This window comes from Pararhizobium sp. LjRoot235 (assembly GCF_964254145.1).
Taxonomy (GTDB): domain Bacteria; phylum Pseudomonadota; class Alphaproteobacteria; order Rhizobiales; family Rhizobiaceae; genus Pararhizobium.
This window is the reverse complement of record NZ_CAXUSP020000001.1, coordinates 507522-530791: the sequence shown is the minus strand read 5'-3', so window position 1 is coordinate 530791 and position 23270 is coordinate 507522. Positions and strand designations below refer to the sequence as shown.

Sequence of the window (23270 nt, the reverse complement as noted above, 5' to 3'; positions counted from 1 at the left end):
ACTGTATGCGGTTATCGGCAAATTGGAGGCGGCCGGGACCGACGCGCAGGTCAGGCCTCGCTTGTAACAAAATTTGTTCGGTAATTTTTGACGCTCAAGAAATTTTGAAGGCGATTGAAGAGGCTGTCCCGCTCTCCGGAGCAAGATTAAACCAATGAAAATTCGATATTTTTTATCAAGTTTAGAATCGATCTAATATTCTGGCGCAAAATATCGCTCAGATATTTTTGTTGACAGTAAATATCCGCTTTTGCTTTATGAAGAAATTCAGTGCGTTGCGTATCAGGGCAGGCAGGATGCTGGTTTGTAGCTGCAATTTCATCACCGACAAGGACATCGAGGATACGATCATCGAACTCCTCGATGAGGACTGTTGGCAACTGATCGTTCCTGCGAAGGTTTATCACGCGATGCAGAAGCGCGGCCGTTGCTGCGGCTGTTTCCCCAATGTCGTCGACATCATCATCCGCACGACCGAGCGATATCATGCCAGCCGCCCCTCGACGGATGGCCAGTTATTTGATTTCATGACCCGCCTCAAACAATTTCACGAAGAAAACAGGAGAGCGGATCTTGAAAGGCGACATAAAAGTCATCGAGCGGCTTAACGAAGCCCTTTTCCTCGAACTCGGTGCGGTCAACCAGTACTGGGTTCATTATCGCCTTCTTGAGGATTGGGGCTATACGCTTCTCGCCAAGAAGGAGCGCGCCGAATCGATCGAGGAAATGCACCATGCGGACAAGCTGATCGCCCGCATCATCTTCCTCGAAGGCCATCCCAATCTCCAGACGGTCGCGCCGCTGCGCATCGGCCAGAATGTCAAGGAAGTGCTGGAGGCCGACCTTGCCGGCGAATACGACGCCCGCACGGCCTACAAGAACTCCCGTGACATCTGTCACGCGGCGGGTGACTATGTTTCGATGAAGCTGTTCGAAGAACTGCTGGCCGACGAAGAAGGCCATATCGACTTCCTCGAAACCCAGATCGATCTCTTCAACAAGATCGGTGCCGAAAAATACGGCCAGCTCAACGCCGCGCCGGCAAACGAAGCCGAATAAGGCTCCGAACAGCAGCCCGCTTCGGTTCCCGGAGCGGGTCTTTTCACGCCCGTGGGTCGCCGGGCTTGCGCCGAATGCCCGCCCCAATGCCCGGATTGTCTGCTCCCGGCGTCGATGTCGGGCACTCTCTCAGGATTTAGTAACCCGAACTGCCGCCAGACCCGTAGTCGCCTCGATCCACCGGGCGGTTATTGTAGCTTGGCCCACTCTGACACCCCGACATCGTCAAAATCGAAAGCGCTATGGCAACCGCGGTGGCAATAGATTTAAGTTTCATCATTGTCTCCATTCATGGGCGGACATTGGCTAGTCACACGAAGCCACTGGAAGGCACTGGAAAGCACTGGAAAGCACTGGAAAGCACTGGAAAGCACTGGAAAGCACTGGAAAGAGTGTCGCCCCGATGCACGTCAAAGGCAATCATTAAGCGGGGCACGAGGTTGAGAGCCAGGGGCGCTTCGCTTCGATTGCAATTAAACACTTGGTGGCACCGTCCGACACCTATCCCGCCAAATGCTTGAACGCTGCCACGACGTCCTCGTAGACCTTGCGCTTGAACGCGACGATCAGCCCAGGCAGCTCGTGCATCGGCTTCCAGGCCCATTCGTCGAATTCGGGGTCGTGGCCGCCAGGCGGCGGGTTGATGGCGATTTCGGCCTCGTCGCCCTCGAAGCGGAAGGCGAACCAGCGCTGGGTCTGGCCGCGATATTTTCCCTTGAGACCAATGCCGATCAGATGGTCGGGCAGGTCGTAGTTGATCCAGTGCGGCGCTTCGGCAAGCAGCGAGACGGAGCGCATGCCGGTTTCCTCGTAGAGCTCGCGGTAGGCCGCCTTCAGCGGATCTTCGTTTTTGTCGATGCCGCCCTGCGGCATCTGCCAGAGCTGGGCGGAGCCGTCATATTCGGAGTTGCCGATGGGAATGCGCCGCCCCACCCAGACAAGGCCTTCCCGGTTCAGCACCATGGTGCCGACGCAGGGGCGATAGGGAAGGTCTTCCGCCTTGACCGGTTTCGACGTGTGCTTGCTCATCCGAACGCCCTTGCTGCTCATGTCTTCCCGCGTCGATGAAACGCGGTGCGCGGTTTCGCCTGCATCGCAGGCTAACGCTGTTGTTGTTGCGGATCCTTGACGAGGGCCGACACGCCGACGAATTCTATGCCGCGGGCGCCGGCCTCGTCGGCCCATGCGGAGATCGCCTCGACGCTCTCGTCGAAGGCCGAGGCAACGCCGATGGCGCTGCCGTTGCGGCGGGCGATACGCTCGAGTTCGTCGAGCTTTTTCAGGATGGCGGTCCGGTCGAGCTCGGTATCAACGACCATGTCGGCAAACCCGTGCGGCACGCCGATCGTTTCGGCAAGCGTGCCTGTCAGCGATTGCGCCGAGGTGCCATCGTCAAGAAAGAGCAATCCGCGCCGGCCGATGTCGCGCATCACCGGCTCGAGCGCATCGGCATCCGACAGGAACCGGCCGCCAAGGAAATTCATGATGCCGGTATAATTGGTGGTCCTGGCAAGCGACGAGCGCAGTTCGGACAGGTTCTTCTTGGCATCCAGCCCGACGCGCAGCGTATGTGGGCCGGGATTGTTATCCGGATAATCGAAAGGCTCGAACGGCACCTGCAGCACGATTTCGTGGCCCTTGCGCCGGGCTTCCTGCATCCAGCGCTGCAGGCTGTTGCCGCTGGCCGCAAAGGCCATGGTGATTTCGGGAGGAAGCTGGCGCAGCGCATTCTGCGTGCCGGTCTGACTAAGCCCCAGGCCGCCGACCACAAGGGCAACACGAATGCCCCGCGCGCCCGACCACGGCCGCGCATATTGATCCATCGGTCTGAGGCCATCCGGACCAATGATCGGCAGGCGGCCTTCAGGTGTCTCTTCCAGCAGGGCGTCGTTCGGAAAGGCGGCCATGCGCGCATCCTGTCCTTTCGTCCGTCCGGCCTCGATAAAGGCGGGGCCGTCGCCATCGCGCTGCTTGGGGGAGAATGTGGTGACGATCGAGCCGTCGTCCGTCAGCGTTTCCTCGACTTGGGCGCCGGAAAGGGAACCGCTTGTCCGTGGCTTGGTGAGCTGGCCGCCGGCTGCATCGGCTCCGCGCTTTTCGGCAGGCTGCGCGGCGTCGGCCGCTACCGCTTCCGGCTTCGGCTCTATCAGGCCGGTCGGCCGCAGCACGGTCCATGCGGAAACGCCGATCAGCACCGCAATGCCGGCGCCGAGAAGGACGCGGCCGAAAGAAAGGGCGGATTCTTGTGATTTGGGAGAGCGCGCCTTGCGGTTCTGACCAAGGGGAGCGTTGAGGTCTGTTCCCAAGGGGGTCTCTGTCGATCTGAGTTGCGAGGGGCGGCAGGCCGCTGGTTCAACAATCAAAACCACCGCCCGGCCGGAGCCAGGCGGTGCGTTGTTTATCGGGATCCGCGCAACACGCGGATGCTGCAGCTTACTGCTTCAGTTCGGCCTTTTCCGGATTGGCCGGAAAGGCAGGGTCCGACTTCTTGCCGCGCAAGAGGTCGAGCGCATAGTTCAGCTGCAGGTCGTCCTTGGCTTCCGGCGGCACGTAAGCGACAGAGCCGGAGCCTTCCTCGTTTTCGTTCTGGCCCTTGATATGACCGCGCAGGCTGGATTCGCTCGTCGTTTCGACCTTGCCGAGCAGTTCCGGCGGCAGCGGCTGTTCGACCTTGATGTCGGGCGAGATGCCAGTGCCCTGGATCGACTTGCCCGACGGCGTGTAATAGAGCGCGGTGGTCAGGCGCAGTGCGCCGGCTTCGCCGAGCGGAATGATCGTCTGGACCGAGCCCTTGCCGAAGGAGCGCGTGCCAAGAACGGTGGCGCGCTTCAAGTCCTGGAGGGCGCCGGCGACGATTTCCGAGGCCGAAGCCGAACCGCCATTGACAAGCACGATCACCGGCTTGCCATCCGTCAGGTCGCCCGCCGTCGCGTTGAAGCGGCGGGTCTCGTCCGGATTGCGGCCGCGGGTGGAGACCACCTCGCCGCGTTCCAGGAAGGCATCGGAGACATTGATCGCCTGGTCGAGCAAGCCGCCTGGGTTGAGGCGCAGGTCGAGCACATAGCCCTTCAGCTTGTCGCTCGGGACTTGGGTCTTGATCTTCTCGATGCCGGCCTTCAGGTCGTCATAGGTCTTCTCGGTGAAGGAGATCACCCGCAGGTAGCCGACATCGCCCTCGACGCGGAACTTGACGGCGCGCACCGCGATGATGTCTCGGATGATCGTCAGTTCGATCGGCTTTTCAGCACCCTTGCGCAGGATCGTCAGCTTGATCGGCTTGCCGACGGCGCCGCGCATCTTGTCGACGGCTTCCTCGAGCTTCAGACCGCGCACGTCCTGCCCGTCGATCTTCGAAATGAAGTCGCCGGCAAGAACGCCTGCCTTGGCAGCCGGCGTATCGTCGATCGGACTCGTCACCTTGACGAGATCGTCTTCCATGGTGACCTCGATGCCAAGACCGCCGAATTCACCCTTGGTCTGGGTGCGCATGTCTTCGGCGTCAGTGGAATTCATGTAGCTGGAATGCGGATCAAGCGACGAGAGCATGCCGTTGATGGCATTCTCGATCAGCTTGTCGTCCTGCGGCGGCGTCACGTACTGGGCGCGGACCCGTTCGAAGACATCGCCAAAGATCGACAGCTCGCGATAGGTGGACGCGTTGGCCGCGACGGCCGGTACTATGGAGGAATATACAACGCCCGTGGCCGCTGCACCCATGAGTGCCCCGACCAGAACAAGTGACGTTCTACGAATCATTGCGTGCCTTTCCGGTATCTGCTGCGGTCCACCATGGTCGGGAATCAACCGGCTTTCCGTCTTTCCTGAATTCAATGTAAAGCGTTGGACGCTCGGTTTCCAGCGCCAATGCGGTAGCACTTGCCACTCTTTTGTTACCCATGGTGCCGAGCGGCTCGCCGGTTACGACAAACTGCCCCTGCTGCACCGTGACGCCTTCGAGCCCGGACAGAACGATATGGTAACCGTCGCCGGGATTGAGGATGATCATCTGGCCGTAACTGCGAAACGTACCGGCAAAGACGATCCAGCCATCCGACGGCGCTGTCACCAGCGCCCCTGCATTGGTCTCGAGCATCATGCCCTGAAGCGAATGCCCTGTGCCGTCCGCGTCGCCGAACCGGCGCAGGATCGATCCGGCCACCGGCAATGCGAGCTTTTTCTGCAGGTCCGAAAATGCATATGCAGGCGCAATGCGGTTTTTGTCGGGCGTACCGCTGTTTGCCAGTTCGCGGGCTTGAGCCCGCTGCTCTTCCGACATCCTCCTGCGGTTTTCTTCTTCGGCTCTGGCCGCGGCCGCAGCATCGCGCACCGAGGCGATCTCGGTCTCGATCGAGCCGATCAGGCCTTCGAGGCTGGTCGCCTGCGCAGCCAGTTGCTCGGCCTTGCGGCGCTCGGCGGCAAGCTCGGTGGCGCTGCGTTGCTTCAGTTTCTGCTTTTCGGCAATCAGCATGTTCATGCGCCGCTCTTCCTCGACCCGGGATGACAGGTCGTCGCCGAGCGCCTGCTTCTGGGTCGTGATTTCCTTGCGTAGACCGGAAAGAGCCTGCAGGTCGGCAACGAGGTTTTCCGTCTCATGGCGAATGCCCGGAACGACGGCGCCGAGCAGGATGGCGCTGCGAACAGAGCCAAGTGCATCCTCGGGGGTCACGAGCAGTGCGGGCGGCGGATTGCGCCCCATCCGCTGCAGTGCCGCCAGCACCTCGGCGAGCACGCCGCGACGGGCGCGCAACGATTTATGAACGGCATCTTCCTTCGTCCGCAGCGCGGTCAGCTTCTCTTCGCCATCGACAATCTGCTGTTCCAGCGCCTTGCGCTTGTTCGCCGAATCGACGATCGCCGCTCTCAGTGACTCGCTGGTCTTTTCGAGTTCCTCTATGCCGGCCTGCAGTTCGGCTGAACGATCGTTTGATAGGGTAATGGTCTTCGACAGGGCTTCCAGTTCACTGCGGGTGCCGTCACGCCTGAGTGCGAGATCGGCGGCAGGATCAACCGGTGCTTGGGCTTCTCCGGTGGATGTCTGCGGATTCCGGTCGGTCGTTTCGGCGGTCTGCGCCGATGCGGCAGCGGCAAGCAGGAGCCCGGCTGTCAAGAGGCTCGCGCGAAGACCTAGCCACCCGGCATGTGCCGGCTGCCCTTTCCTCGTCCGCCTCTTCAATCCTGTTGTCATTCCGCCATTCGCTGTCAGCCGTCCGTCCGTAAACCCTACGCTGATTTGGCCATCGCCGCCAACAGCCATCCCCGGCAATTACGGTATCTGCGTGGCGAGTAGGACGCGCGAAAAGATCAATCCATGTGACCGAACTGGTGAGGGGTTGTTTGCCCCGCCTGTTTTTCCCAAAGGTCGCGATACAAAGGGTTATCTCGAAGTAGATCGTCGTGGGTTCCTACGGCAGAGATTCGTCCTGCGTCCAGAACGACAATTCTATCGAAATCTCTGATCGTAGACAGGCGGTGCGCAACGGCAATTACAGTGGTATTTTTCGAAAAGGAGGCTATCGCCTGCTGGATAAGAGTTTCACTGTTCGAGTCCAGCGCCGATGTCGCCTCATCGAGTATCAGGATCGGCCGTTTCTGCATGAATGCTCGCGCTAATAGTATGCGCTGCTGCTGCCCGCCCGACAGCTTTGCGCCGCGGTCTCCTACAATCACATGATAGCCGCTTTGCTTTCCATCTGACGACAGCCCATCGATGAAGCCTTTTGCGTCTGACATACTTGCAGCGTTCACAATATCTTGGAATGAGAACTCTTTTACGCCAAAAGCGATGTTGTCTTTGATTGAGCGATGAAAGAGTGAATCGCTCTGTGACACTACAGCAAAGCTACTCCTTAACTTCGCCAAAGGTATCTCTTTTATATTCACGCCGTCGAACATTATCTCGCCCGATGAGACGTCATAAAGCCGAAGCAGCAAGTCTATCAGCGTTGATTTTCCGGCGCCGGATGGGCCCACGATCCCGACTTTCTGCCCTGTCCGAATTTTTAGTTGGATATCACGAAGGATCGTGGGGCTTCCGTTCCCATACGCAAAGGCAACTTTGGATAGCTCTATTACGGGAGGTTTCTCGAATCTCCCCGCATCATCGACCGGAGCGGTTATTTTCGGGCGAGGGTCGATCGTCGGCCGGGCATCTTTAATCGCGCCAAGGCTCTGGGTGAGTCCCTCCCATATGGACACGAACCATCCGGCATCTGCAGCCATGCCGCTCGCCAATGTTACCCCCGCAACGAACTCGCCCGGAGAAACGGATTGAACGCTCAGACCATAAACACCTAAAGCAAGGATAGTCGCGACCAATCCCGTGTTGAGCACACGTATCAACAGACCAGTTATCGTTGTCAGCCGGTTGATTTGCATGCTGTTAAAATTCTGCTCCTCGATGGAAGCATAGACGAAGTCATTCTCCGATCTATACGCAAATGATGTCTTAATTACTCTTATATTTGAAAAATATTCTGTCACTGTTCCGTTAACGATGCTAGCGGTTTCGGAGATTTTCTGTGCCTGAACATTGACTTTGGGGGCTAGCCATACCGCGAATACGCCATTTAATACTATCCAGACCAACACGGGGACAAGAAACAACGGTGCCAAGTATGAGACCAGGACAGCGGACCCGATGAAGCGAATGAAGCCCATCGGAAAGCGGCCAGCCAGCAACTCTGCGCCAGATTGGACTGCCGTCGATATCTGGTTGATGCGTCCTGCCACCTGCCCGGCATGCATGGCATTGAAGTAGGACATGTCGTGGCGAGCCGCGGCTTTATGGGACTGCCACAATGACGATGCCTTGGTTTGGCTCTTCAGCGACTGCATGCGTAGCATGTAGTTGACTAGCCAGATCAAGGGATCCAGCAGGGCATATGCAAAGATCAAGACACCAAATTTCAGCAGATTTTCAGGCGACAGCTCCATGGTTCGCGAATAGGCCACGACATCAACGAGATGCGACACTGCCCACAGTTTCGCGAGCTCGAAACCGGTCAAAATCATCCCGGTCACGGCAGAAGCGACAATAATCCATTTGAACGGCTTCAAAAATGTCCAGAGAACGCGAAAAGCGCCTGAGTCACTTTGCAGGCTCAGTTCATGATCTCGGATTGAGACGAGGCGCTCAAATCTTCGGAAAAGGTCTTTTATCATCTCGCTCGTTCAATTTGCGACAATTTCCCCGACGACGTGACCAGACGCTGAAGCACTCCGCAAATAACACCGCGTGATCGGGTAGCCATCGATGGGATCTTCAAAGATATCTCGGGCATGGAAGCCGCTCGCATTGTTCAGTAGCACCATGCGGCGCGACTCTTGAGGAACTGCATAACGGCAACTGTTGGTCGATATCTCGTGCTGAAACTCCGTCAATCGTTCACTTAGGTGATCGCCAATGTCGGTAGCCTTCCCAAGGAAGGACCCGTTCATAAACGTTACCACCTCGTCACGCGAGTTCTTCTGAAAGATCGATGTTCTGGCACGCCTTGCCACAATCGACTTAATTTCAGATCCCTTCTCACTGTAAACAGTTGGAGTTAGATCGAAGAGATATTCCTGCTCATATCCAAACTCCGTAATATAGCTGTTCAAGTTCGATATCGATAACGATGGGACCCAATAGAAACTTCCCCGTTGGTTGTAATTTATGAACACATTATATAGAGAAATGTAATCTGGCACATCCAATACGTCATTGAGAACAGAGCCGTCGGAATGGAAATCTAATATGTCCGTCGGCGATATGTCTTTCATGCCCGCCTTGGCAAGCGCCGCGTTGTTTTCCGGTGACGCATTAAACATCGAGAACGGTGTTTTATTCTCCTTGTCGAGCAGGCTGGGCATGACGTGCTGCGAAATCGAAACAGCCACCAATGCGCCACAGATCGCATCTTTCGTGGGATCGTCGTAGATAATCGGAATGTCCATGCCGGCGATGCCAATGTCGCGGTCGGAAATCAGGTCGGTTGTGCGGGCAATATCTTCAGAAAAGTATTCTCCAGCCCATCCAGCCAAGTCTGCCATCAGGTTGGAATCGCTCGTAGCAGCAAGCGGTATGATTGTCCCATTTCGGACAAGCTGGTTTTCACAAAACTCCGTGACAGCCCGTGGGTCGAGTTTCGCTATGTTTGCGGTTTCATAGGAATGGACGCTTAACATCAAGATCTCTCCACTCGTTCGCGCGATGCAAGTGCAGAAGGGGCAGTGACCCGCCCCGTCCGACTAGATCTCCAAAATCAAGAGCGCACAGAAGCGGCCATCCAGCCACCGCCAAGGCCGACGCCCGGATCATGGGTGCCGCCATCAGTGCACTCAGGGCGTGTGAGACCTATTGAGAGTCCCTTTGCCAGTTCCTCCATGGAAACGGCATTGCGATTCGCACTCTTATTGTCATTCATAGCTTATGTCCTTGTAAATGCGAGATTATATTAATCTCACTTAGTTGTAGACCACTTGAATGCACCGGTAATCGGCCGGTGGCAAAGCGAGTTTATGCAAAAATAAGTTGTAATTGTGGTCAGCGATTGTCAACTTTTTGGCAACCATCAAGACTATATTTAAGAAATATATCTACCAGAGCGTGCGACAACAATGCGCTGGGCGGGCTCCGCGGTCGGTGCCGCCACGTTACTCGTGACTTATCACATTGCAGCTGTCCACCCGGCTCCAGGTTGCCCGCTCTTTCAGGGCTAGTGGGGATTTTCCTATACCCTGTGATAGGGGTGGCCGGAGAGAATTGTGACGGCGCGGTAGAGTTGTTCGGCGATCAGGATGCGCACCAACTGGTGCGGCCAGGTCATCTTGCCGAGGCAGATGACGGCATCTGCCTTGCCGTGCAGCGAGGGGTCGAGGCCGTCGGCGCCGCCGATCGCCAGCATCAGGTCGCGTTTGCCGCTGTCGCGGAACGAGCCGATGAGGGAGGCGAAGCCTTCCGAATCCAGCGCCTTGCCGCGCTCGTCGAGCAGAATGAGAAGGCTGCCATCAGGGAGGGATTTTTCCAGCAGGGCCGCTTCCTCGCGCTTGCGCGTCTCGGCGTTCGAGGCGCGGCTTTCAGGCACTTCGGTGACGCGGGACAATTCGAGGCCGATCGCCGGACCTGCCTTGGAAAAGCGATCGAGATAGCGGGCAGCGAGATCCTTCTCCGGGCCGGCCTTGAGACGCCCGACGGCAAAAAGACCAACCCGCATGTCGTTTCCTCGATTTTTCGGCGCACCGATGACATACAGGCTTTTCCGCGATGGCCGCCTGAACACGCAGTCGATTTGTTCCGGCGAAATGCCGGTGCCGCGATTCCGTTCTGCTACCGATCGCAATCAGATGATTTCACCTGCGCGACTGTCACAGGATCCGAAAATTGCGCTCTCGTCGGGTGGCTCCGTGAAGGAGGCCCGGCGCCTAGTGCAAAGTGCCGTCTTCCATATCCGGCGCGGCCCACATCTTTTCGATGTTGTAGAACTCGCGGATTTCCGGACGGAACACGTGGATGATGATGTCACCGCTGTCGATCAGCACCCAGTCACCGGTTTCCAGACCTTCGACGCGGGCATTGCCATAGCCTTCGTCCTTCAGGTCGGTCATCAGGTGATCGGCGATCGCCATGACATGCCTGCTCGACCGCCCGGAGACGACGACCATGTAGTCTCCCAGCGCCGATTTTCCGGCAATGTTGATGGTGACAATATCTTCTGCTTTGGAGTCCTCGAGACTGTTGAGGACCAGGTGAAGAGCACGGGCAGCGGCTTCGTCGCTGCGATCCGGGCTTTGCGGGAAAATGCGGCTGACATTTCCCTTCGCGTGTACTGTTGTCAGGGTCTTTCCTTTCCAGTTGCACAGAACAGGCACCACGATTCGATTGTCGGTCGAACCGCTACGCTAAATGTAGGCACCAATGCCTTAATGTTTCAAGACATGAGAAGTAAATGACGGTTAATCATTGTTCATGATTTCGACCGAAGCGCCGTTGAACTGAGCGGCGAGCGCGGTCCGTGAATGAAGGTCCAGGCAGGTGCCTTGCGCCAGGCAAGGCTTGCGGCGTGGGCTTCGTCGACCCGTGCATAGTCGAAGGTTTTCGCCATCTTGGAGGAGAGATAGGACAGTGTGTCCCCCGGCCGGTCGATGACGGCGATGGGATAGGTGCGGGCGATTTTCTGCCAGTCCTGCCAGAGATGGAAGTTTTTCAGATTGTCGGCGCCCATGATCCAGACGAAACGGATATCGCGGTTCCGTTCGCGGATTTTCTCCAGCGTGCGTGCCGTGTAGCTTTGCCCCAGCGACTGCTCGAACGCCGTCACCTTGATCCGCGGGTCACGGGCAATCATCTCGCTAAGCCTGATCCGCTCAGCCAGAGGAGCGAGATGGTTGCGGTTCTTCAAGGGATTGCCGGGCGTTACCATCCACCAGAGCTGATCGAGGCCCAGACGGCGCAGCGCGATATCGGCAACCAGCCCATGGCCGTCATGAGGCGGATTGTACGAACCGCCGAGCAGGCCGACCGTCATGCCGCTCTCGACATGGGGCATCTTCAGGTAGAACGGATCGACGTCGTCCGAATGCACTTAAGCCCGCACCTGACCGGTGCCGCGCACCCTGTATTTGAACGAGGTCAGCTGCTCGACGCCGACAGGCCCGCGTGCGTGCATCTTGCCGGTGGCAATGCCGATCTCGCCGCCCATGCCGAATTCGGCGCCATCGGCGAATTGTGTCGAGGCATTGTGCAAGAGGATGGCCGAATCGACTTCCGAGAAGAAACGTTCGACGACGGCCGGATCCTCGGCGATTACCGCTTCCGTATGGGACGAGGACCAGGTGTCAATATGATTGATGGCACCATCGATGCCATCGACGAGCCTCGCCGAGATGACCGCATCGAGATATTCCGTCGCCCAATCCTCTTCCGTCGCCGCGATCAGGCCCGGCACGATGGCGCGAATGTCTTCGCTGGCACGGACTTCGCAGCCGGCGTCGCGCAGCGCGGCAATGAGGGGTGCGGCGAACTTATCTTTCGCCTTGCTGTCGATTAGTAGCGTCTCTGCGGAGCCACAGATGCCGGTGCGGCGCATCTTGGCGTTGACGACGATCTCTTTCGCCATTTCCAGATCGGCCGAAGCATCGACATAGACATGGCACAGGCCTTCGAGATGGGCAAAGACAGGAACGCGGGCTTCGTTCTGGACTCGAGCCACAAGGCTCTTGCCGCCGCGCGGGACGATAACGTCGATCGTGCCGCCAAGACCCGTCAGCATGGCGCCGACGGCCGAGCGGTCGGGGACCGGCACCATCTGGATCGCATGCTCTGGAAGGCCGGCATCCTTCAGGCCCTGTACCAGGCAGGCATGAATAGCCTGCGATGAGTGGAGGCTGTCAGACCCGCCGCGCAGGATCACGGCATTGCCCGCCTTGAGGCAAAGCGCACCGGCATCCGCCGTCACATTTGGGCGGCTTTCATAGATGACGCCGATAACGCCGAGCGGCGTACGGACGCGCTCGATGTGCAGGCCGTTCGGGCGGTCCCATTCGGCGATGACGTCGCCGACAGGATCAGGAAGCTCGGCAATCGCACGGATCGCGTTGGCCATATCGAGAATGCGGCCTTCCGACAGCGTCAAACGGTCCAGGAACGAGGCGGCGACGCCTGTTTCGCGGGCATGGTCCAGATCGAGCGCGTTGGCAGTAAGGATGTCGTCCTTGCGGGCAACAATGTTGCTCGCCATGCTGACAAGGGCGGCATGCTTGCGTTCGGCCGATGCTGTGGCGAGCGGCCGGCTGGCGGCAAGCGCCTGCTTGCCGATCACCGCCATCAGTTCCTGGATTTCCTTTTTCCGCACGTCGTCAAGCATGCGCGTCGCTCCTTGCCGCATCGATTTCCCGTTTTGCCGGTGCCGTCATTACCATATCGTCGCGATGCACCATCGCGGCGCGGCCCGCATAACCAAGAATAGCGGCAATCTCAGCCGATTTCTTGCCGGCGATTTGGCGCGCCTCGTCGGCGTCGTAACCGGCAAGCCCGCGGGCGATTTCACGGCCTTCGGCACCGATGATGGCGATCGTGTCGCCGCGGCTGAAGGAGCCGGTGACCTGGCGCACGCCGGCCGGAAGCAGGCTTTTGCCCGAGCGCAGCGCCGTTTCGGCGCCTGCGTCGATGACGAGGGTGCCAGCCGGAAGCAACTGCCCGGCAATCCAGGTTTTCCGCGCGGTGACCGGTGATCGAGACGGCGCGAACCAGGAGGAACGGGCGCCAGTGCCGATGGCCGAAAGCGGATGATCGGCCTTGCCGGAGGCGATGATCATGGCGCAACCGGCGCCGGTCGCGATCTTGCCGGCATCGATCTTGGTGCGCATGCCGCCGCGCGACAGTTCGGAGGCAGCCCCGCCCGCCATCGCCTCGATCTCCGGGGTGATTTCCGCGATGGTTTCGAGAAAACGGGCATCGGGATCAAGATGCGGCGGCGCCGTATAGAGGCCATCGATGTCGGAGAGGAGGACGAGCAAGTCCGCGCCGGTCATGGTGGCGACGCGGGCGGCCAGCCGGTCGTTGTCGCCGTAGCGTATTTCGGTGGTGGCGACCGTGTCGTTTTCGTTGATGATCGGTACGGCGCCCATCTTGAGAAGCTGGCTGATCGTCGCGCGGGCATTGAGATAACGGCGGCGCTCTTCGGTATCGCCGAGCGTCAGGAGGATCTGGCCGGCGACGATCTCGTCGGTCGACAGGCTTTCCGACCAGGCGCGGGCAAGCGCGATCTGGCCAACGGCCGCGGCCGCCTGGCTTTCCTCGAGCTTCAGCACGCCGGGGGCGAGATCGAGCACCGAGCGGCCGAGCGCGATGGCGCCGGAGGAGACGACGAGAACATCGACGCCCTTGGCTCTCAATGCAGCGATGTCGGCACACATGGCGTTCAGCCATTGTTTCTTGAGCCCGGTCTTGCGATCGACGAGCAGGGCCGAGCCGATCTTGATCACAATCCGGCGGTATTTTTCCAGCGGTTTGCGGGTCGCAGCCATGTCAGTCATCGTCCCCGACCGTCTGGGCGCGAACGATGACATCGCGCAGCGCCCGCAGTGTCTCCGTCATGCCGGTGCCAACGACGGCCGACAGGAGCAGTGGGGTCTGGCCGCTCGCCTTGGCGAGCGCCTTCTGCTTCTTCTTCAGCTCGTCGGGATCAAGCACGTCGATCTGCGACAAGGCGACAATTTCCGGCTTGTCGGTGAGCTCGCCGCCATAGGCTTCGAGCTCATGCTTCACCGTCTTGTAAGCCTTGGCGACATCCTCTTCCTGCGCCGAGACGAGATGCAGCAGAACGCGCGTGCGTTCGACATGGCCAAGGAAGCGATCGCCGAGGCCGGTCCCCTCATGCGCGCCCTCGATCAGGCCGGGAATATCGGCAAGGATGAATTCGCGGCCGTCGATCGTCGCGACGCCAAGGTTCGGATGCAGCGTCGTAAACGGATAGTTGGCGATCTTCGGCCGGGCGCGGGTGCAGGTGGCGAGAAAGGTCGACTTGCCGGCATTGGGCAAGCCGACGAGGCCGGCATCGGCGATCAGCTTCAACCGCAGCCAAATGGTCTTTTCCTCGCCCTCGAGCCCGGGATTGGCCCAGCTCGGCGCCTGGTTGGTGGAAGACTTGAAATGCGCGTTGCCGAAACCGCCATTGCCGCCGGCGGCCAGCCGGAAGCGCTGGCCCTCGGTGATCATGTCGATGATCAGCGTTTCGCCGTCTTCCTCGAGGATCTGCGTGCCGACAGGCACCTTCAGCGTCACGTCGGCGCCGCCGGCACCGGTGCGGTTGCGGCCCATGCCGTGAATGCCGGTGCCGCCCTTGAAATGCTGCTGGAAGCGGAAATCGATCAGCGTGTTCAATCCGTTGACGGCCTCCACCCAGACATCGCCGCCGCGCCCGCCGTCGCCGCCGTCCGGACCGCCGAACTCGATGAATTTCTCGCGCCGGAACGACACGGCGCCAGCACCGCCGTCGCCCGAGCGGATATAGACTTTTGCTTCGTCGAGAAATTTCATCGCACTGCCATCTGGTTTGTGTATTTTCCTGCCGTATTTGCCGCCATCGATATAGGCGCCTGCCCCGGAGGTCAAAGAATATCGTGAAGTTTTTGAGCTACAACATTCAGTACGGCGTTGGTCTCGACGGCCGTTTTGACCCCGAACGCATTGCCAGAAGTCTTGACGGCGCCGACGTTATCGCGCTGCAGGAAGTGACGCGGAATTTTCATCGCAACGGCAACGCCGATCTTGTCGCCATTTTCCGGGACCTCAAGCCGCAATACTTCTCTGCCTTCTGGCCGGCCTGCGAAGTCGATGCCGGGTCGGTGATCGAGAATGGCCGCGCCGTCGACCGGCGCTTCCAGCTCGGCAACATGATCCTGTCGCGCTTTCCGATCCTCTCCACGCGCCTCATTCCCCTGCCGCGCACCCGCACGATCTCGCCGATGAACGTTCAGCGTGGCGCAACCGAAGCGCTGATCGATACGCCAACTGGCCCCTTGCGGGTCTATTCGGTTCATCTCGACCACGTTTCCCCCGACGAGCGGATAGCCCAGATCACCTATCTGAAGGACAGGGCGCTCTCCTATGCTATCGAGGGAGGGGCGATGACCGGCGGTGCCGATTTCGGTTTCGACGAGTTGCCGCATCCGGACGATTTCGTCCTGATGGGCGATTTCAACATGGTGCCGGAGGGCCCCGAATATTGCGCGATGACCGGCATGCGCGATGCGTTTTATGGACGCGGGCTGCGTCAGGCAAACCCGGTCGATGCCTTGGCGCATCTCGGCCGGCTTTCGCCGGAAAGCTATAGCTGGATCGATCACGCCGATCATAACAAGCGCATGCATCTCGACTATTGTTTCCTGAGCAGCGGGCTCGCGCCGCGATTGAAGGATGCGTGGATCGACTTCGACGCGGCCGGCTCCGATCATCTACCGGTTGGCTTCGAACTCGCATGAAATCAAAAAAGCCCGCGGATGTTACGCCGCGGGCTTCGTCATTGGGTGTCACGGCCTGCGCAGATTGCCCGCCGTGATCCGGGTTTCGATATGGCTCACCATGCCGTTGCGGGCCAATGCGAAGATCTGGGCGCAGCCGGTGATCTCGAAGCCTAGCTTCTTCTGCAGCTTCAGTGAGCCCGCATTGTCGGCAAACACGCCGGAATGCAGCACGGTGTCCGGCATGCGCCGAAAAAACCGCTCCATTGCCGCATGCGCCGCCTCGCCGGCGTAGCCCCGGCCCCAGTAGTAGCGGTTCAGCCAGTAACCGAGATGCCATTGGCCGTGGCGAAGCTCGATGCCGACGCAGCCGATATGGACATCGTCGCCAGTGGTGATCGCCAGCGTCCAGCCGCCAATCAGCCCGGACCCCTGCCGGATGAGCCAGTCGAGCGCATCCTGCCGGTGATACGGTGCCGAGACCCGCGCCAGCATGCGCGAGACCTGGTAGTCGCCAAGCGACTGAGCCACGGCATCCGCATCGGAGAGCCGGTGCGGACGCAGCGTCAGCCGCGCGGTCTCAATGACCGGGCAAGAGCCGGGATCGGGACGGGCTGCGACCTTTGGCGGTTCAACAAGGTGAGCGGTCATCTCTGACCTCCCCAGCTTCTGAGCGACATCCAGGTCTTGCGGTCGAGCCGGTACCATTCGACCGACATCATGCCGCCCAGCGCCAGACTGTCGACCATGCCTGAGCCCTGGAACTGGAAACCGCATTTCTGGATGACCCGCCGCGAAGCGATGTTCATGACCCGGCAGCGCGCATCGATCTGGTCGATGTCGCGGGTGCGGAAGGCCATGTCGGTCAGCGCCTGCGCGGCTTCCGTGGCATAACCCTTGTTCCAGTGCGGTTCGCCCAGCCAATAGCCGAGCTCCGCCGTCTTGCCATCGGGATGCGGCTCGACACCGCAGCAACCCAGGAATGCGCCATTATCCGCTTTGGTAATCGCATAGACGCACTTGCCAATCGCGCCCGTCTTCGTACGGCGTACGAAATCCGCGGCATCGGCCACCGTGTACGGGTGCGGCATGCGCGAAACCATGGTGGCGATATTGGCGTTGTTGGCAAGATGGGCAAGGGCGTCGATATCGTCTTCATGGGGCGCGCGCAAAACGAGCCGGGGCGATAACAATATCGGGCAATCGGTCCTTGACCGCTGAGGCCTTGGCCTCTCCTGAGAAGATTCCAGGGAATCTTCCCGGGGAGACCGCGATTGGCTCTCCCTCATCAATTCGCTCTGCATGGTCAGTCCTCCAAGACGTGAAAAAGGGGAGTTGGGTCTTGCCCCATCTCCCCTTTTGATCTTGGTCTGAACCAGGTGCGGTCAGCCGGGTCGATGAGACGCCGGCTGTTTTAGAGCGCTACCGGCTTATTCCGCTGCTTCGGCTTTCGGCATTACAGACACGTACACGCGGCCATTGGCCTTCGTACGGTAGTTCACGTTGCCCGCCGTAAGCGCAAAAATGGTGTGATCCTTGCCGAGGCCGACATTGGCGCCCGGATGCCACTGGGTTCCGCGCTGACGCAGAATGATGTTGCCCGGAACGACGACTTCGCCGCCGAACTTCTTCACGCCAAGGCGCTTGGACTCGGAATCACGACCGTTGCGCGACGAACCGCCAGCTTTTTTGTGTGCCATTGGTGTTCTCCTTTAAACCTTAGATCCGTTGTCTCAGTTTGCAGCTTCGGCGGCGGTTTCGGACTTCTTGGAAGCCTTCTTCGCCTTGCCGGCGGCAGCGATGTCCAGGATGCGGACGGTCGTCTGATGCTGGCGATGACCGCGGGTGCGCTTCGAGTTCTGGCGGCGACGCTTCTTGAAGGCGATGACCTTCTTGGCGCGACCCTGTTCCACAACTTCGGCGCTGACAACGGCACCTTCGACAAACGGAGCGCCGATGGTTGCGTCTGCGCCGACGCCGACCATCAGGATCTCGGTGAATTCAATCTTGTCGCCTGCTACGCCGTCGAGCTTTTCGATCGTGACGACATCGTTGGCGGCCACGCGGTACTGCTTACCGCCGGTCTTGATGACTGCGAACATTTTTTATCCTTTCATGTTCGTTCCGGCTCTCCGCCTTAAGAAAGCGAGGCCGTCTTTTTGCCAGTCGGACATGACAAGGCCTCAGGACCTTGCCGGTGAACGGGCGCAATAAACACCCGGCGCGGTGAGGACATGCCACACCACCTCAGTTGCGCGGATTAATGGAAGCGGCGAAAACTGTCAAGGCAGGCGTCACGAATTCGTCAAATATTCCTTGCCTCTACCCCTTGTCATCCCGCCAAACTGCCGCTATGAACCGCCTCGCGCTCAAAGGCGCCGACCAAATCATCCGGAGAGGTGGCAGAGTGGTCGAATGCACCGCACTCGAAATGCGGCATACCTGCAAGGGTATCGTGGGTTCAAATCCCACCCTCTCCGCCATAAACGCCCTGAAAATTTCCACGGATAGGCGAGCTCCGCCATTCGCCCAAGTTAGGCATTTGGCTGCTGGTATGCTGACGGGGCAGCGGGGGGCCACGCCCGCGGCGCTTCCGGTGGAAGCTGGTGACGCGACGAGGGGGTTCAGTTGGCTACCCGGCGCATTTCAGCCGAAGCTCTTGACGGCCTTCTCGATCCCGGGCCGGGACCGCTCCAGGTCATCGCCGTTCATGACCGCCTTGATCTCCAGAGCGGCATCAAAGGCAAGGAACCATGGCTCGGCAATAGCCGGCATCTCCGAGGTGTCCTTCATGTCGAAGAAGATCAGGGCCGTTCGTTTCCCGTCGAATTCCGTGAAGTAGGCTGCTTCGGGTTTGAGATCGGCAAGGATGGATTGAATCTTGGTGACGAGGCTACCGTCCTTGATTGCTGCATTCGCTTTTTCAACGGGAAGCGAAACCTTGAGCATCATTCGCATTTCTATCCTCCTTTTCGTGCATTGACGGGCATTTGGCGGATGAAATCTAACGGCGCTGTCATGGCGACGAGCCGCGCGGCTGACCCGCGGTAACGTTCGCTCGACCGCGATGCCGGCGGTCGCTTGAAACTCGTTCATACGCCAAAAATAACCGTATGACTCTGAACCTGATTTCCACAACAAACAAGTTCCTTTGTACCTGCGGCGCTTGCTGCTGCGTGGTTGCAATGCGACGGCACAAATTCCTCCCCGACCGCCCTATTTTTCTCTGAACCCCGCCACATATGGCAGTTTATGCCCCGACGAAGGTCGGTTGCCGTGGGAGAAATTGTGAACGGTTTCAAGGGAGACGTATCGTGGATCTTAACACAAAGCTTATCGGAGCCGCGTTTGCGGTGCTCGTTTCCGCCATGGCGGCACATGCTCAGGTCGTCGTCGCTTCCAAGATCGATACCGAAGGCGGTGTGCTGGGCAATATCATTCTCGCCGTTCTGAACGCCAACAACATTCAGACCACCGACCGGGTGCAGCTTGGGGCGACGCCCGTGGTGCGCAAGGCTATCATCGCCGGCGAGATCGATATCTATCCGGAATATACCGGCAATGCCGGTTTCTTCTTCGAGAAAGCAGACGATCCGGTCTGGAAGGATGCAGCCAAGGGTTACGAAGAGGCGAAGAAACTTGACTACCACGCCAACAAGATCGTCTGGCTGACGCCGTCGCCGGCCAACAACACCTGGGCGGTTGCCGTCCGCAAGGATCTGGCCGACGCCAACAAGATCAAGACGTTCAGCGACTTCGGCAAATATGTCGCCGGCGGCGGCTCAGTCGTATTGGCGGCCTCCTCGGAATTCGTCAATTCGGCGGCGGCTTTGCCGGCGTTCCAGACGGCCTATGGATTCACGTTGAAACCGGAGCAGCTGATCACGCTTTCGGGCGGCGACACGGCGGCAACGATCGCCGCTGCGGCAAACCAGACCAACGGCGCCAATGCCGCCATGGTCTATGGCACGGATGGCGGCATCGCGCCGTCCGGCCTGGTGGTTCTGGAAGACGACAAATCGGTCCAGCCCGTCTATCAACCGGCACCGATCATTCGCGAGGCGGTGCTCAAGGAGCATCCGGAAATCGAAACGCTGCTGAAGCCGGTCTTCGACAAACTCGACCTTGTGACGCTGCAGGATCTGAACGGTCGCGTCCAGGTCGGCGGCGAGCCTGCCAAGGCCGTCGCGGAGGATTTCCTGAAGAAGAACGGCTTTCTGAAATAAGCTGTCTCGAATACAAGGCCGGTTCCTTCCGGCCCAAGCCGGGATGACGGGGATGGCCGTTTGATCATTCGCTTCGATAAACTGGGCGCGGTCATCGCGCTTTTGGTTGCCTATGGCGCGCTTGTCGCGCCGTTTGCGACTTTTCGCGCCAATCGCATCGTCCCGGGCGAGGCGAAATCGATCCTTGCGGCGCTGCCTGCCGGGCCGGGCGTTGTCCTCGTCGGGCTCATGGTTGTCGCCGCCTTGGTCATCCTTCTGAAAACGCCTGCGTTGCTGCGGCTGGTGGTCGCGGCGATTGCGCTCGGCGCCATTGCGCTTTTCATCGGCATGGCGGCGACGCATCTGACCCCGCCGGAAAACACCTTTGCGCGGGTGTCGCCGGCATCCGGCTTCTGGATCCTTCTGTTTGCCTATGCGCTGCTTGCCGCCGATTCGATCACGCGGTTGGGGCCGCAGCCGGTTGTGCGGGTTCTGCTTCTGCTGGTGACGCTCGGTGGCGCGGCCGTGATACTGGTATCGGGGCTCTGGGACGGCCTGTCGATCCTCAAGGAATATGCCGGCCGAGCCGACGTCTTCTGGCTGGAGGCGGGCAGGCACGTGGCACTGGCGCTCGGCTCGCTGTTTGCCTCGGTTGTCGTCGGCCTGCCGCTTGGCATTCTCTGCCACCGCGTCGAGCCTTTGCGTGCCGGGGTGCTCAACACGCTGAACCTCATCCAGACGATCCCGTCGATCGCGCTGTTCGGCATCCTCATCGCGCCGCTCGGCTGGATTGCCCTCCATGTGCCGGGGGCTGCCGCGATCGGCATTCGCGGCATCGGTGCGGCTCCGGCCTTCGTGGCGCTGTTTCTCTATTCGCTGCTGCCGGTGGTGGCCAATACCGTGGTCGGGCTCGCCGGCGTGCCGCGTGAGGCCAACGAGGCGGCGCGCGGCATCGGCATGACGGACCGGCAGCGGCTTTTCGGCATCGAGCTGCCGCTCGCCATGCCGGTCATTCTCACCGGCATCCGCATCGTCCTCGTCCAGAATATCGGCCTTGCAACCATCGCGGCGCTGATCGGCGGCGGCGGCTTCGGCGTCTTCGTCTTCCAGGGGATCGGCCAGACGGCGATGGATCTGGTGCTTCTCGGCGCAGTGCCGACGGTGGTGCTCGCCTTTGCCGCTGCGATCGTGCTCGACGCCCTCATTGAAATGAATACTCCGTCGCAAACCCGAGGCAGGACCGAATGATCGAAATCGACGGCATCACCAAGCGCTACGACGACGCTGCAGTCGTCCACAATGTGACGATGACGATCGAGCCGCGCACGGTGACGGTTATCGTCGGGACCTCCGGCTCCGGCAAGACGACACTGTTGCGCATGATCAACCGGCTGGTCGAGCCGAGTGCAGGCACGATCAGGCTCGACGGCGAGGACAATCGCGCCATGCCGGGCTTCGAGCTGCGCCGCCGGATCGGCTACGCCATCCAGGGGCACGGGCTTTTTCCGCATCGCACCGTGGCCCAGAACATCGCCACCGTGCCGGTGCTGCTCGGTTGGCACAAGGCGCGTATCGATGCCAAGGTCGCCGAGCTGCTGGCGCTGTTTCAGCTCGATCCCGCCATCTTCGCCGCGCGGTTTCCGCATGAACTGTCCGGCGGGCAGCAGCAGCGGGTCGGCGTGGCGCGGGCGCTGGCGGCGGAGCCGAAGGTGCTTCTGATGGACGAGCCGTTCGGCGCGCTCGACCCGATCATCCGGGCGAAGGCACAGACCGACCTGCTCGACATCCAGAAGCTCTTGAAGACGACGATCGTGCTGGTCACGCACGACATGGATGAGGCGTTTCATCTCGCTGACAAGATCGCCGTCATGGACAAGGGCGAACTCGTTCAATACGGCACGCCCGCCGAGTTGGTCAAAAATCCGGCGACGGACTTCGTCCAGACCCTGATCGGCGCCAGCGAGCGGCCGTTCCGGCTCTTGTCGATCGAGACGGCGGGACAGGCGGTGGAGCCCGGGACTGCCGGGGGACAGCCCATTGCCGCGGCAACAAGCCAGCGGGACGTGCTTTCGCGATTGCTATGGACCGGCCGCGATGCGCTGCCGGTGGTGGCGGCTGACGGCACATTGCTCGGGAAGGTGACTTTGGAAGGGCTCGCCAAGCGCGCGGCAAAGCGCCAATGAAGGGCTGGATCCCCTCTCTTCTGCGTGCCGCTCTGCTGGCGATCCTGATTGCATTCCTGGTTTCGCCCGGCTGGTTCGAGCCGCTGTTGGCGCCACTGGTGCAGGACAATGCGCCGGCGATCTACAATCAGGGCAGCTTGGTAACCCTAACCCTGCTGCACCTGCGCACGGTCGCGATTGCCACGATCGGTGCCATCATCGTTGCCGTGACGCTTGCCATTCTCGTCACGCGGTCCTTCGGGGCGGAATTCCTGCCGCTGTCGCGCAGCCTGGTGAATGTCGGGCAGACATTTCCGCCGGTGGCGGTGCTGGCGCTGGCGGTACCCGCCCTTGGCTTCGGCGAGAAGCCAACGCTGGTGGCGCTGTTTCTCTACGGCCTCTTGCCGATCTTCGAGAACACGCTAACCGGGCTTACGACCCTGCCGCCCTCCGTCATGGAAGCGGCACGCGGCTCCGGCATGACGGATCGCCAGCGGCTCTTCAAGGTGGAACTGCCGCTGGCAATGCCGGTGATCCTGGCCGGCATCCGGCTATCGGTGGTGATCAGCCTGGCGACCGCGACGATCGGCTCGACGGTGGCGGCAAAGACGCTGGGCGAGGTCATCATCGCCGGGCTGCAATCCAACAATATCGCCTTCGTTCTGCAAGGCGGACTGATCGTCGGCGCACTGGCGGTCCTGATCTATGACGGACTGTCGGCAATCGAACGCGTGATGGCCCGCCGGGCGGGGATCTAGGATCGGGCCAACTGGTCGCCTCCCGCAACTCGGCGAGGCCCTTCGGGCGGCGCGGCGATGCCGCCGTCACGACCGATTTCATAAACCCGCTGTGGCGACAGCGACGAGGATCTGTCTGGTGACCGCAAGTGGCGGCAAGGCGCGGG

The 23270-nt window shown here is 60.1% G+C and carries 25 protein-coding genes and 1 tRNA gene; 8 read left to right on the top strand and 18 right to left on the bottom strand.

Annotated elements, in window-relative coordinates; all coding sequences use genetic code 11:
• Positions 1 to 257 precede the first annotated feature (257 nt).
• A complete protein-coding gene (locus tag ACSQ2Z_RS02505; RefSeq protein WP_436082950.1) occupies positions 258 to 608 on the top strand; it encodes a (2Fe-2S)-binding protein in 351 nt (116 codons plus the stop codon).
• Positions 574 to 1059 carry a bacterioferritin gene (gene bfr / locus ACSQ2Z_RS02500; protein ID WP_037128741.1) on the top strand — a complete coding sequence of 162 codons (486 nt, stop codon included), beginning with the start codon at positions 574 to 576 and terminating at the stop codon, positions 1057 to 1059. The genes ACSQ2Z_RS02505 and bfr overlap by 35 nt, the downstream gene beginning before the upstream one ends.
• Before the next feature lie 501 nt (positions 1060 to 1560).
• Here bfr and ACSQ2Z_RS02495 read toward each other — a convergent pair.
• The 13 genes from ACSQ2Z_RS02495 to obgE form a co-directional block, all read right to left on the bottom strand.
• Positions 1561 to 2088: an RNA pyrophosphohydrolase gene (locus tag ACSQ2Z_RS02495; protein WP_436079757.1), complete on the bottom strand. Its 528-nt coding sequence runs from the start codon at positions 2086 to 2088 to the stop codon at positions 1561 to 1563.
• Between the two features lie 71 nt (positions 2089 to 2159).
• Positions 2160 to 3365 (bottom strand): divergent polysaccharide deacetylase family protein, encoded by a 1206-nt coding sequence (locus tag ACSQ2Z_RS02490; protein WP_436079756.1) that lies wholly within the window; start codon positions 3363 to 3365, stop codon positions 2160 to 2162.
• Positions 3366 to 3492: 127 nt separating this feature from the next.
• A complete protein-coding gene (locus ACSQ2Z_RS02485; RefSeq protein WP_436079755.1) occupies positions 3493 to 4815 on the bottom strand; it encodes a S41 family peptidase in 1323 nt (440 codons plus the stop codon).
• Positions 4805 to 6244: a murein hydrolase activator EnvC family protein gene (locus ACSQ2Z_RS02480; protein WP_436079754.1), complete on the bottom strand. Its 1440-nt coding sequence runs from the start codon at positions 6242 to 6244 to the stop codon at positions 4805 to 4807. The genes ACSQ2Z_RS02485 and ACSQ2Z_RS02480 overlap by 11 nt, the downstream gene beginning before the upstream one ends.
• Positions 6245 to 6360: 116 nt before the next feature.
• Positions 6361 to 8220 carry an ABC transporter ATP-binding protein gene (locus tag ACSQ2Z_RS02475; RefSeq protein ID WP_436079753.1) on the bottom strand — a complete coding sequence of 620 codons (1860 nt, stop codon included), beginning with the start codon at positions 8218 to 8220 and terminating at the stop codon, positions 6361 to 6363.
• 9 nt (positions 8221 to 8229) lie between these two features.
• Positions 8230 to 9225: a hypothetical protein gene (locus tag ACSQ2Z_RS02470; protein ID WP_436079752.1), complete on the bottom strand. Its 996-nt coding sequence runs from the start codon at positions 9223 to 9225 to the stop codon at positions 8230 to 8232.
• 77 nt (positions 9226 to 9302) lie between these two features.
• The gene (locus tag ACSQ2Z_RS02465; protein WP_436079751.1) at positions 9303 to 9464 is read right to left on the bottom strand and encodes a hypothetical protein; all 162 of its coding nucleotides are present in this window, start codon (positions 9462 to 9464) and stop codon (positions 9303 to 9305) included.
• A gap of 306 nt (positions 9465 to 9770) precedes the next feature.
• Positions 9771 to 10253 (bottom strand): 23S rRNA (pseudouridine(1915)-N(3))-methyltransferase RlmH, encoded by a 483-nt coding sequence (rlmH, locus tag ACSQ2Z_RS02460; RefSeq protein ID WP_436079750.1) that lies wholly within the window; start codon positions 10251 to 10253, stop codon positions 9771 to 9773.
• Between the two features lie 208 nt (positions 10254 to 10461).
• The gene (gene rsfS, locus ACSQ2Z_RS02455) at positions 10462 to 10908 is read right to left on the bottom strand and encodes a ribosome silencing factor (protein WP_436079749.1); all 447 of its coding nucleotides are present in this window, start codon (positions 10906 to 10908) and stop codon (positions 10462 to 10464) included.
• 95 nt (positions 10909 to 11003) lie between these two features.
• The gene (locus ACSQ2Z_RS02450; protein ID WP_436082949.1) at positions 11004 to 11585 is read right to left on the bottom strand and encodes a nicotinate-nucleotide adenylyltransferase; all 582 of its coding nucleotides are present in this window, start codon (positions 11583 to 11585) and stop codon (positions 11004 to 11006) included.
• 36 nt (positions 11586 to 11621) lie between these two features.
• Positions 11622 to 12902 carry a glutamate-5-semialdehyde dehydrogenase gene (locus ACSQ2Z_RS02445; RefSeq protein WP_436079748.1) on the bottom strand — a complete coding sequence of 427 codons (1281 nt, stop codon included), beginning with the start codon at positions 12900 to 12902 and terminating at the stop codon, positions 11622 to 11624.
• The gene (gene proB, locus ACSQ2Z_RS02440; protein ID WP_436079747.1) at positions 12895 to 14064 is read right to left on the bottom strand and encodes a glutamate 5-kinase; all 1170 of its coding nucleotides are present in this window, start codon (positions 14062 to 14064) and stop codon (positions 12895 to 12897) included. Before proB ends, ACSQ2Z_RS02445 begins: the two co-directional genes overlap by 8 nt.
• Before the next feature lies 1 nt (position 14065).
• Positions 14066 to 15076, bottom strand: a complete 1011-nt coding sequence (obgE, locus tag ACSQ2Z_RS02435; protein WP_436079746.1) for a GTPase ObgE — start codon at positions 15074 to 15076, stop codon at positions 14066 to 14068.
• An 83-nt stretch (positions 15077 to 15159) separates the two neighbouring features.
• Here obgE and ACSQ2Z_RS02430 point away from each other — a divergent pair, with 83 nt between their 5' ends.
• The gene (locus tag ACSQ2Z_RS02430; RefSeq protein WP_436079745.1) at positions 15160 to 16020 is read left to right on the top strand and encodes an endonuclease/exonuclease/phosphatase family protein; all 861 of its coding nucleotides are present in this window, start codon (positions 15160 to 15162) and stop codon (positions 16018 to 16020) included.
• Positions 16021 to 16068: 48 nt separating this feature from the next.
• Here ACSQ2Z_RS02430 and ACSQ2Z_RS02425 read toward each other — a convergent pair whose 3' ends face one another.
• From ACSQ2Z_RS02425 to rplU, 4 genes are all read right to left on the bottom strand, one after another.
• Complete coding sequence (locus tag ACSQ2Z_RS02425) at positions 16069 to 16650, bottom strand: GNAT family N-acetyltransferase (RefSeq protein ID WP_436079744.1); 582 nt, start codon at positions 16648 to 16650, stop codon at positions 16069 to 16071.
• A complete protein-coding gene (locus ACSQ2Z_RS02420; RefSeq protein ID WP_436079743.1) occupies positions 16647 to 17303 on the bottom strand; it encodes a GNAT family N-acetyltransferase in 657 nt (218 codons plus the stop codon). Before ACSQ2Z_RS02420 ends, ACSQ2Z_RS02425 begins: the two co-directional genes overlap by 4 nt.
• Positions 17304 to 17429: 126 nt before the next feature.
• Positions 17430 to 17699 (bottom strand): 50S ribosomal protein L27, encoded by a 270-nt coding sequence (gene rpmA / locus ACSQ2Z_RS02415; RefSeq protein WP_113004827.1) that lies wholly within the window; start codon positions 17697 to 17699, stop codon positions 17430 to 17432.
• A gap of 33 nt (positions 17700 to 17732) precedes the next feature.
• Positions 17733 to 18101: a 50S ribosomal protein L21 gene (rplU, locus tag ACSQ2Z_RS02410; protein WP_112845357.1), complete on the bottom strand. Its 369-nt coding sequence runs from the start codon at positions 18099 to 18101 to the stop codon at positions 17733 to 17735.
• A gap of 291 nt (positions 18102 to 18392) precedes the next feature.
• Here rplU and ACSQ2Z_RS02405 point away from each other — a divergent pair.
• Positions 18393 to 18482 (top strand) — tRNA-Ser (locus ACSQ2Z_RS02405).
• 163 nt (positions 18483 to 18645) lie between these two features.
• Here the strand turns inward: ACSQ2Z_RS02405 and ACSQ2Z_RS02400 are convergent.
• On the bottom strand, positions 18646 to 18951 hold the full coding sequence (locus ACSQ2Z_RS02400) for a hypothetical protein (protein WP_436079742.1): 306 nt from the start codon (positions 18949 to 18951) through the stop codon (positions 18646 to 18648).
• A gap of 416 nt (positions 18952 to 19367) precedes the next feature.
• Between ACSQ2Z_RS02400 and osmF the strand changes: the two genes are divergently transcribed.
• The 4 genes from osmF to ACSQ2Z_RS02380 are packed head-to-tail and all read left to right on the top strand — an operon-like array spanning position 19368 to position 23124.
• A complete protein-coding gene (gene osmF, locus ACSQ2Z_RS02395; RefSeq protein WP_436082948.1) occupies positions 19368 to 20225 on the top strand; it encodes a glycine betaine ABC transporter substrate-binding protein OsmF in 858 nt (285 codons plus the stop codon).
• Between the two features lie 60 nt (positions 20226 to 20285).
• Entirely contained in the window at positions 20286 to 21452 is a 1167-nt protein-coding gene (locus ACSQ2Z_RS02390) for an ABC transporter permease (RefSeq protein WP_436079741.1), read from the top strand.
• Positions 21449 to 22387, top strand: a complete 939-nt coding sequence (locus ACSQ2Z_RS02385; protein WP_436079740.1) for an ABC transporter ATP-binding protein — start codon at positions 21449 to 21451, stop codon at positions 22385 to 22387. Before ACSQ2Z_RS02390 ends, ACSQ2Z_RS02385 begins: the two co-directional genes overlap by 4 nt.
• On the top strand, positions 22384 to 23124 hold the full coding sequence (locus ACSQ2Z_RS02380) for an ABC transporter permease (protein ID WP_436079739.1): 741 nt from the start codon (positions 22384 to 22386) through the stop codon (positions 23122 to 23124). Before ACSQ2Z_RS02385 ends, ACSQ2Z_RS02380 begins: the two co-directional genes overlap by 4 nt.
• Positions 23125 to 23270 lie beyond the last annotated feature (146 nt).

Bases quoted from the DNA above. Each gene is read 5' to 3' on its own strand.
- ACSQ2Z_RS02505 (WP_436082950.1), top strand. From the start codon at position 258: ATGAAGAAATTCAGTGCGTTGCGTATCAGGGCAGGCAGGATGCTGGTT.
- ACSQ2Z_RS02495 (WP_436079757.1), bottom strand. From the start codon at position 2,088: ATGAGCAAGCACACGTCGAAACCGGTCAAGGCGGAAGACCTTCCCTAT.
- ACSQ2Z_RS02485 (WP_436079755.1), bottom strand. From the start codon at position 4,815: ATGATTCGTAGAACGTCACTTGTTCTGGTCGGGGCACTCATGGGTGCA.
- ACSQ2Z_RS02480 (WP_436079754.1), bottom strand. From the start codon at position 6,244: ATGACAACAGGATTGAAGAGGCGGACGAGGAAAGGGCAGCCGGCACAT.
- ACSQ2Z_RS02475 (WP_436079753.1), bottom strand. From the start codon at position 8,220: ATGATAAAAGACCTTTTCCGAAGATTTGAGCGCCTCGTCTCAATCCGA.
- ACSQ2Z_RS02470 (WP_436079752.1), bottom strand. From the start codon at position 9,225: ATGTTAAGCGTCCATTCCTATGAAACCGCAAACATAGCGAAACTCGAC.
- ACSQ2Z_RS02465 (WP_436079751.1), bottom strand. From the start codon at position 9,464: ATGAATGACAATAAGAGTGCGAATCGCAATGCCGTTTCCATGGAGGAA.
- rlmH (WP_436079750.1), bottom strand. From the start codon at position 10,253: ATGCGGGTTGGTCTTTTTGCCGTCGGGCGTCTCAAGGCCGGCCCGGAG.
- ACSQ2Z_RS02450 (WP_436082949.1), bottom strand. From the start codon at position 11,585: ATGCCCCATGTCGAGAGCGGCATGACGGTCGGCCTGCTCGGCGGTTCG.
- ACSQ2Z_RS02445 (WP_436079748.1), bottom strand. From the start codon at position 12,902: ATGCTTGACGACGTGCGGAAAAAGGAAATCCAGGAACTGATGGCGGTG.
- proB (WP_436079747.1), bottom strand. From the start codon at position 14,064: ATGGCTGCGACCCGCAAACCGCTGGAAAAATACCGCCGGATTGTGATC.
- obgE (WP_436079746.1), bottom strand. From the start codon at position 15,076: ATGAAATTTCTCGACGAAGCAAAAGTCTATATCCGCTCGGGCGACGGC.
- ACSQ2Z_RS02425 (WP_436079744.1), bottom strand. From the start codon at position 16,650: ATGACCGCTCACCTTGTTGAACCGCCAAAGGTCGCAGCCCGTCCCGAT.
- ACSQ2Z_RS02420 (WP_436079743.1), bottom strand. From the start codon at position 17,303: ATGCAGAGCGAATTGATGAGGGAGAGCCAATCGCGGTCTCCCCGGGAA.
- rpmA (WP_113004827.1), bottom strand. From the start codon at position 17,699: ATGGCACACAAAAAAGCTGGCGGTTCGTCGCGCAACGGTCGTGATTCC.
- rplU (WP_112845357.1), bottom strand. From the start codon at position 18,101: ATGTTCGCAGTCATCAAGACCGGCGGTAAGCAGTACCGCGTGGCCGCC.
- ACSQ2Z_RS02400 (WP_436079742.1), bottom strand. From the start codon at position 18,951: ATGATGCTCAAGGTTTCGCTTCCCGTTGAAAAAGCGAATGCAGCAATC.
- osmF (WP_436082948.1), top strand. From the start codon at position 19,368: ATGGCGGCACATGCTCAGGTCGTCGTCGCTTCCAAGATCGATACCGAA.
- ACSQ2Z_RS02385 (WP_436079740.1), top strand. From the start codon at position 21,449: ATGATCGAAATCGACGGCATCACCAAGCGCTACGACGACGCTGCAGTC.
- ACSQ2Z_RS02380 (WP_436079739.1), top strand. From the start codon at position 22,384: ATGAAGGGCTGGATCCCCTCTCTTCTGCGTGCCGCTCTGCTGGCGATC.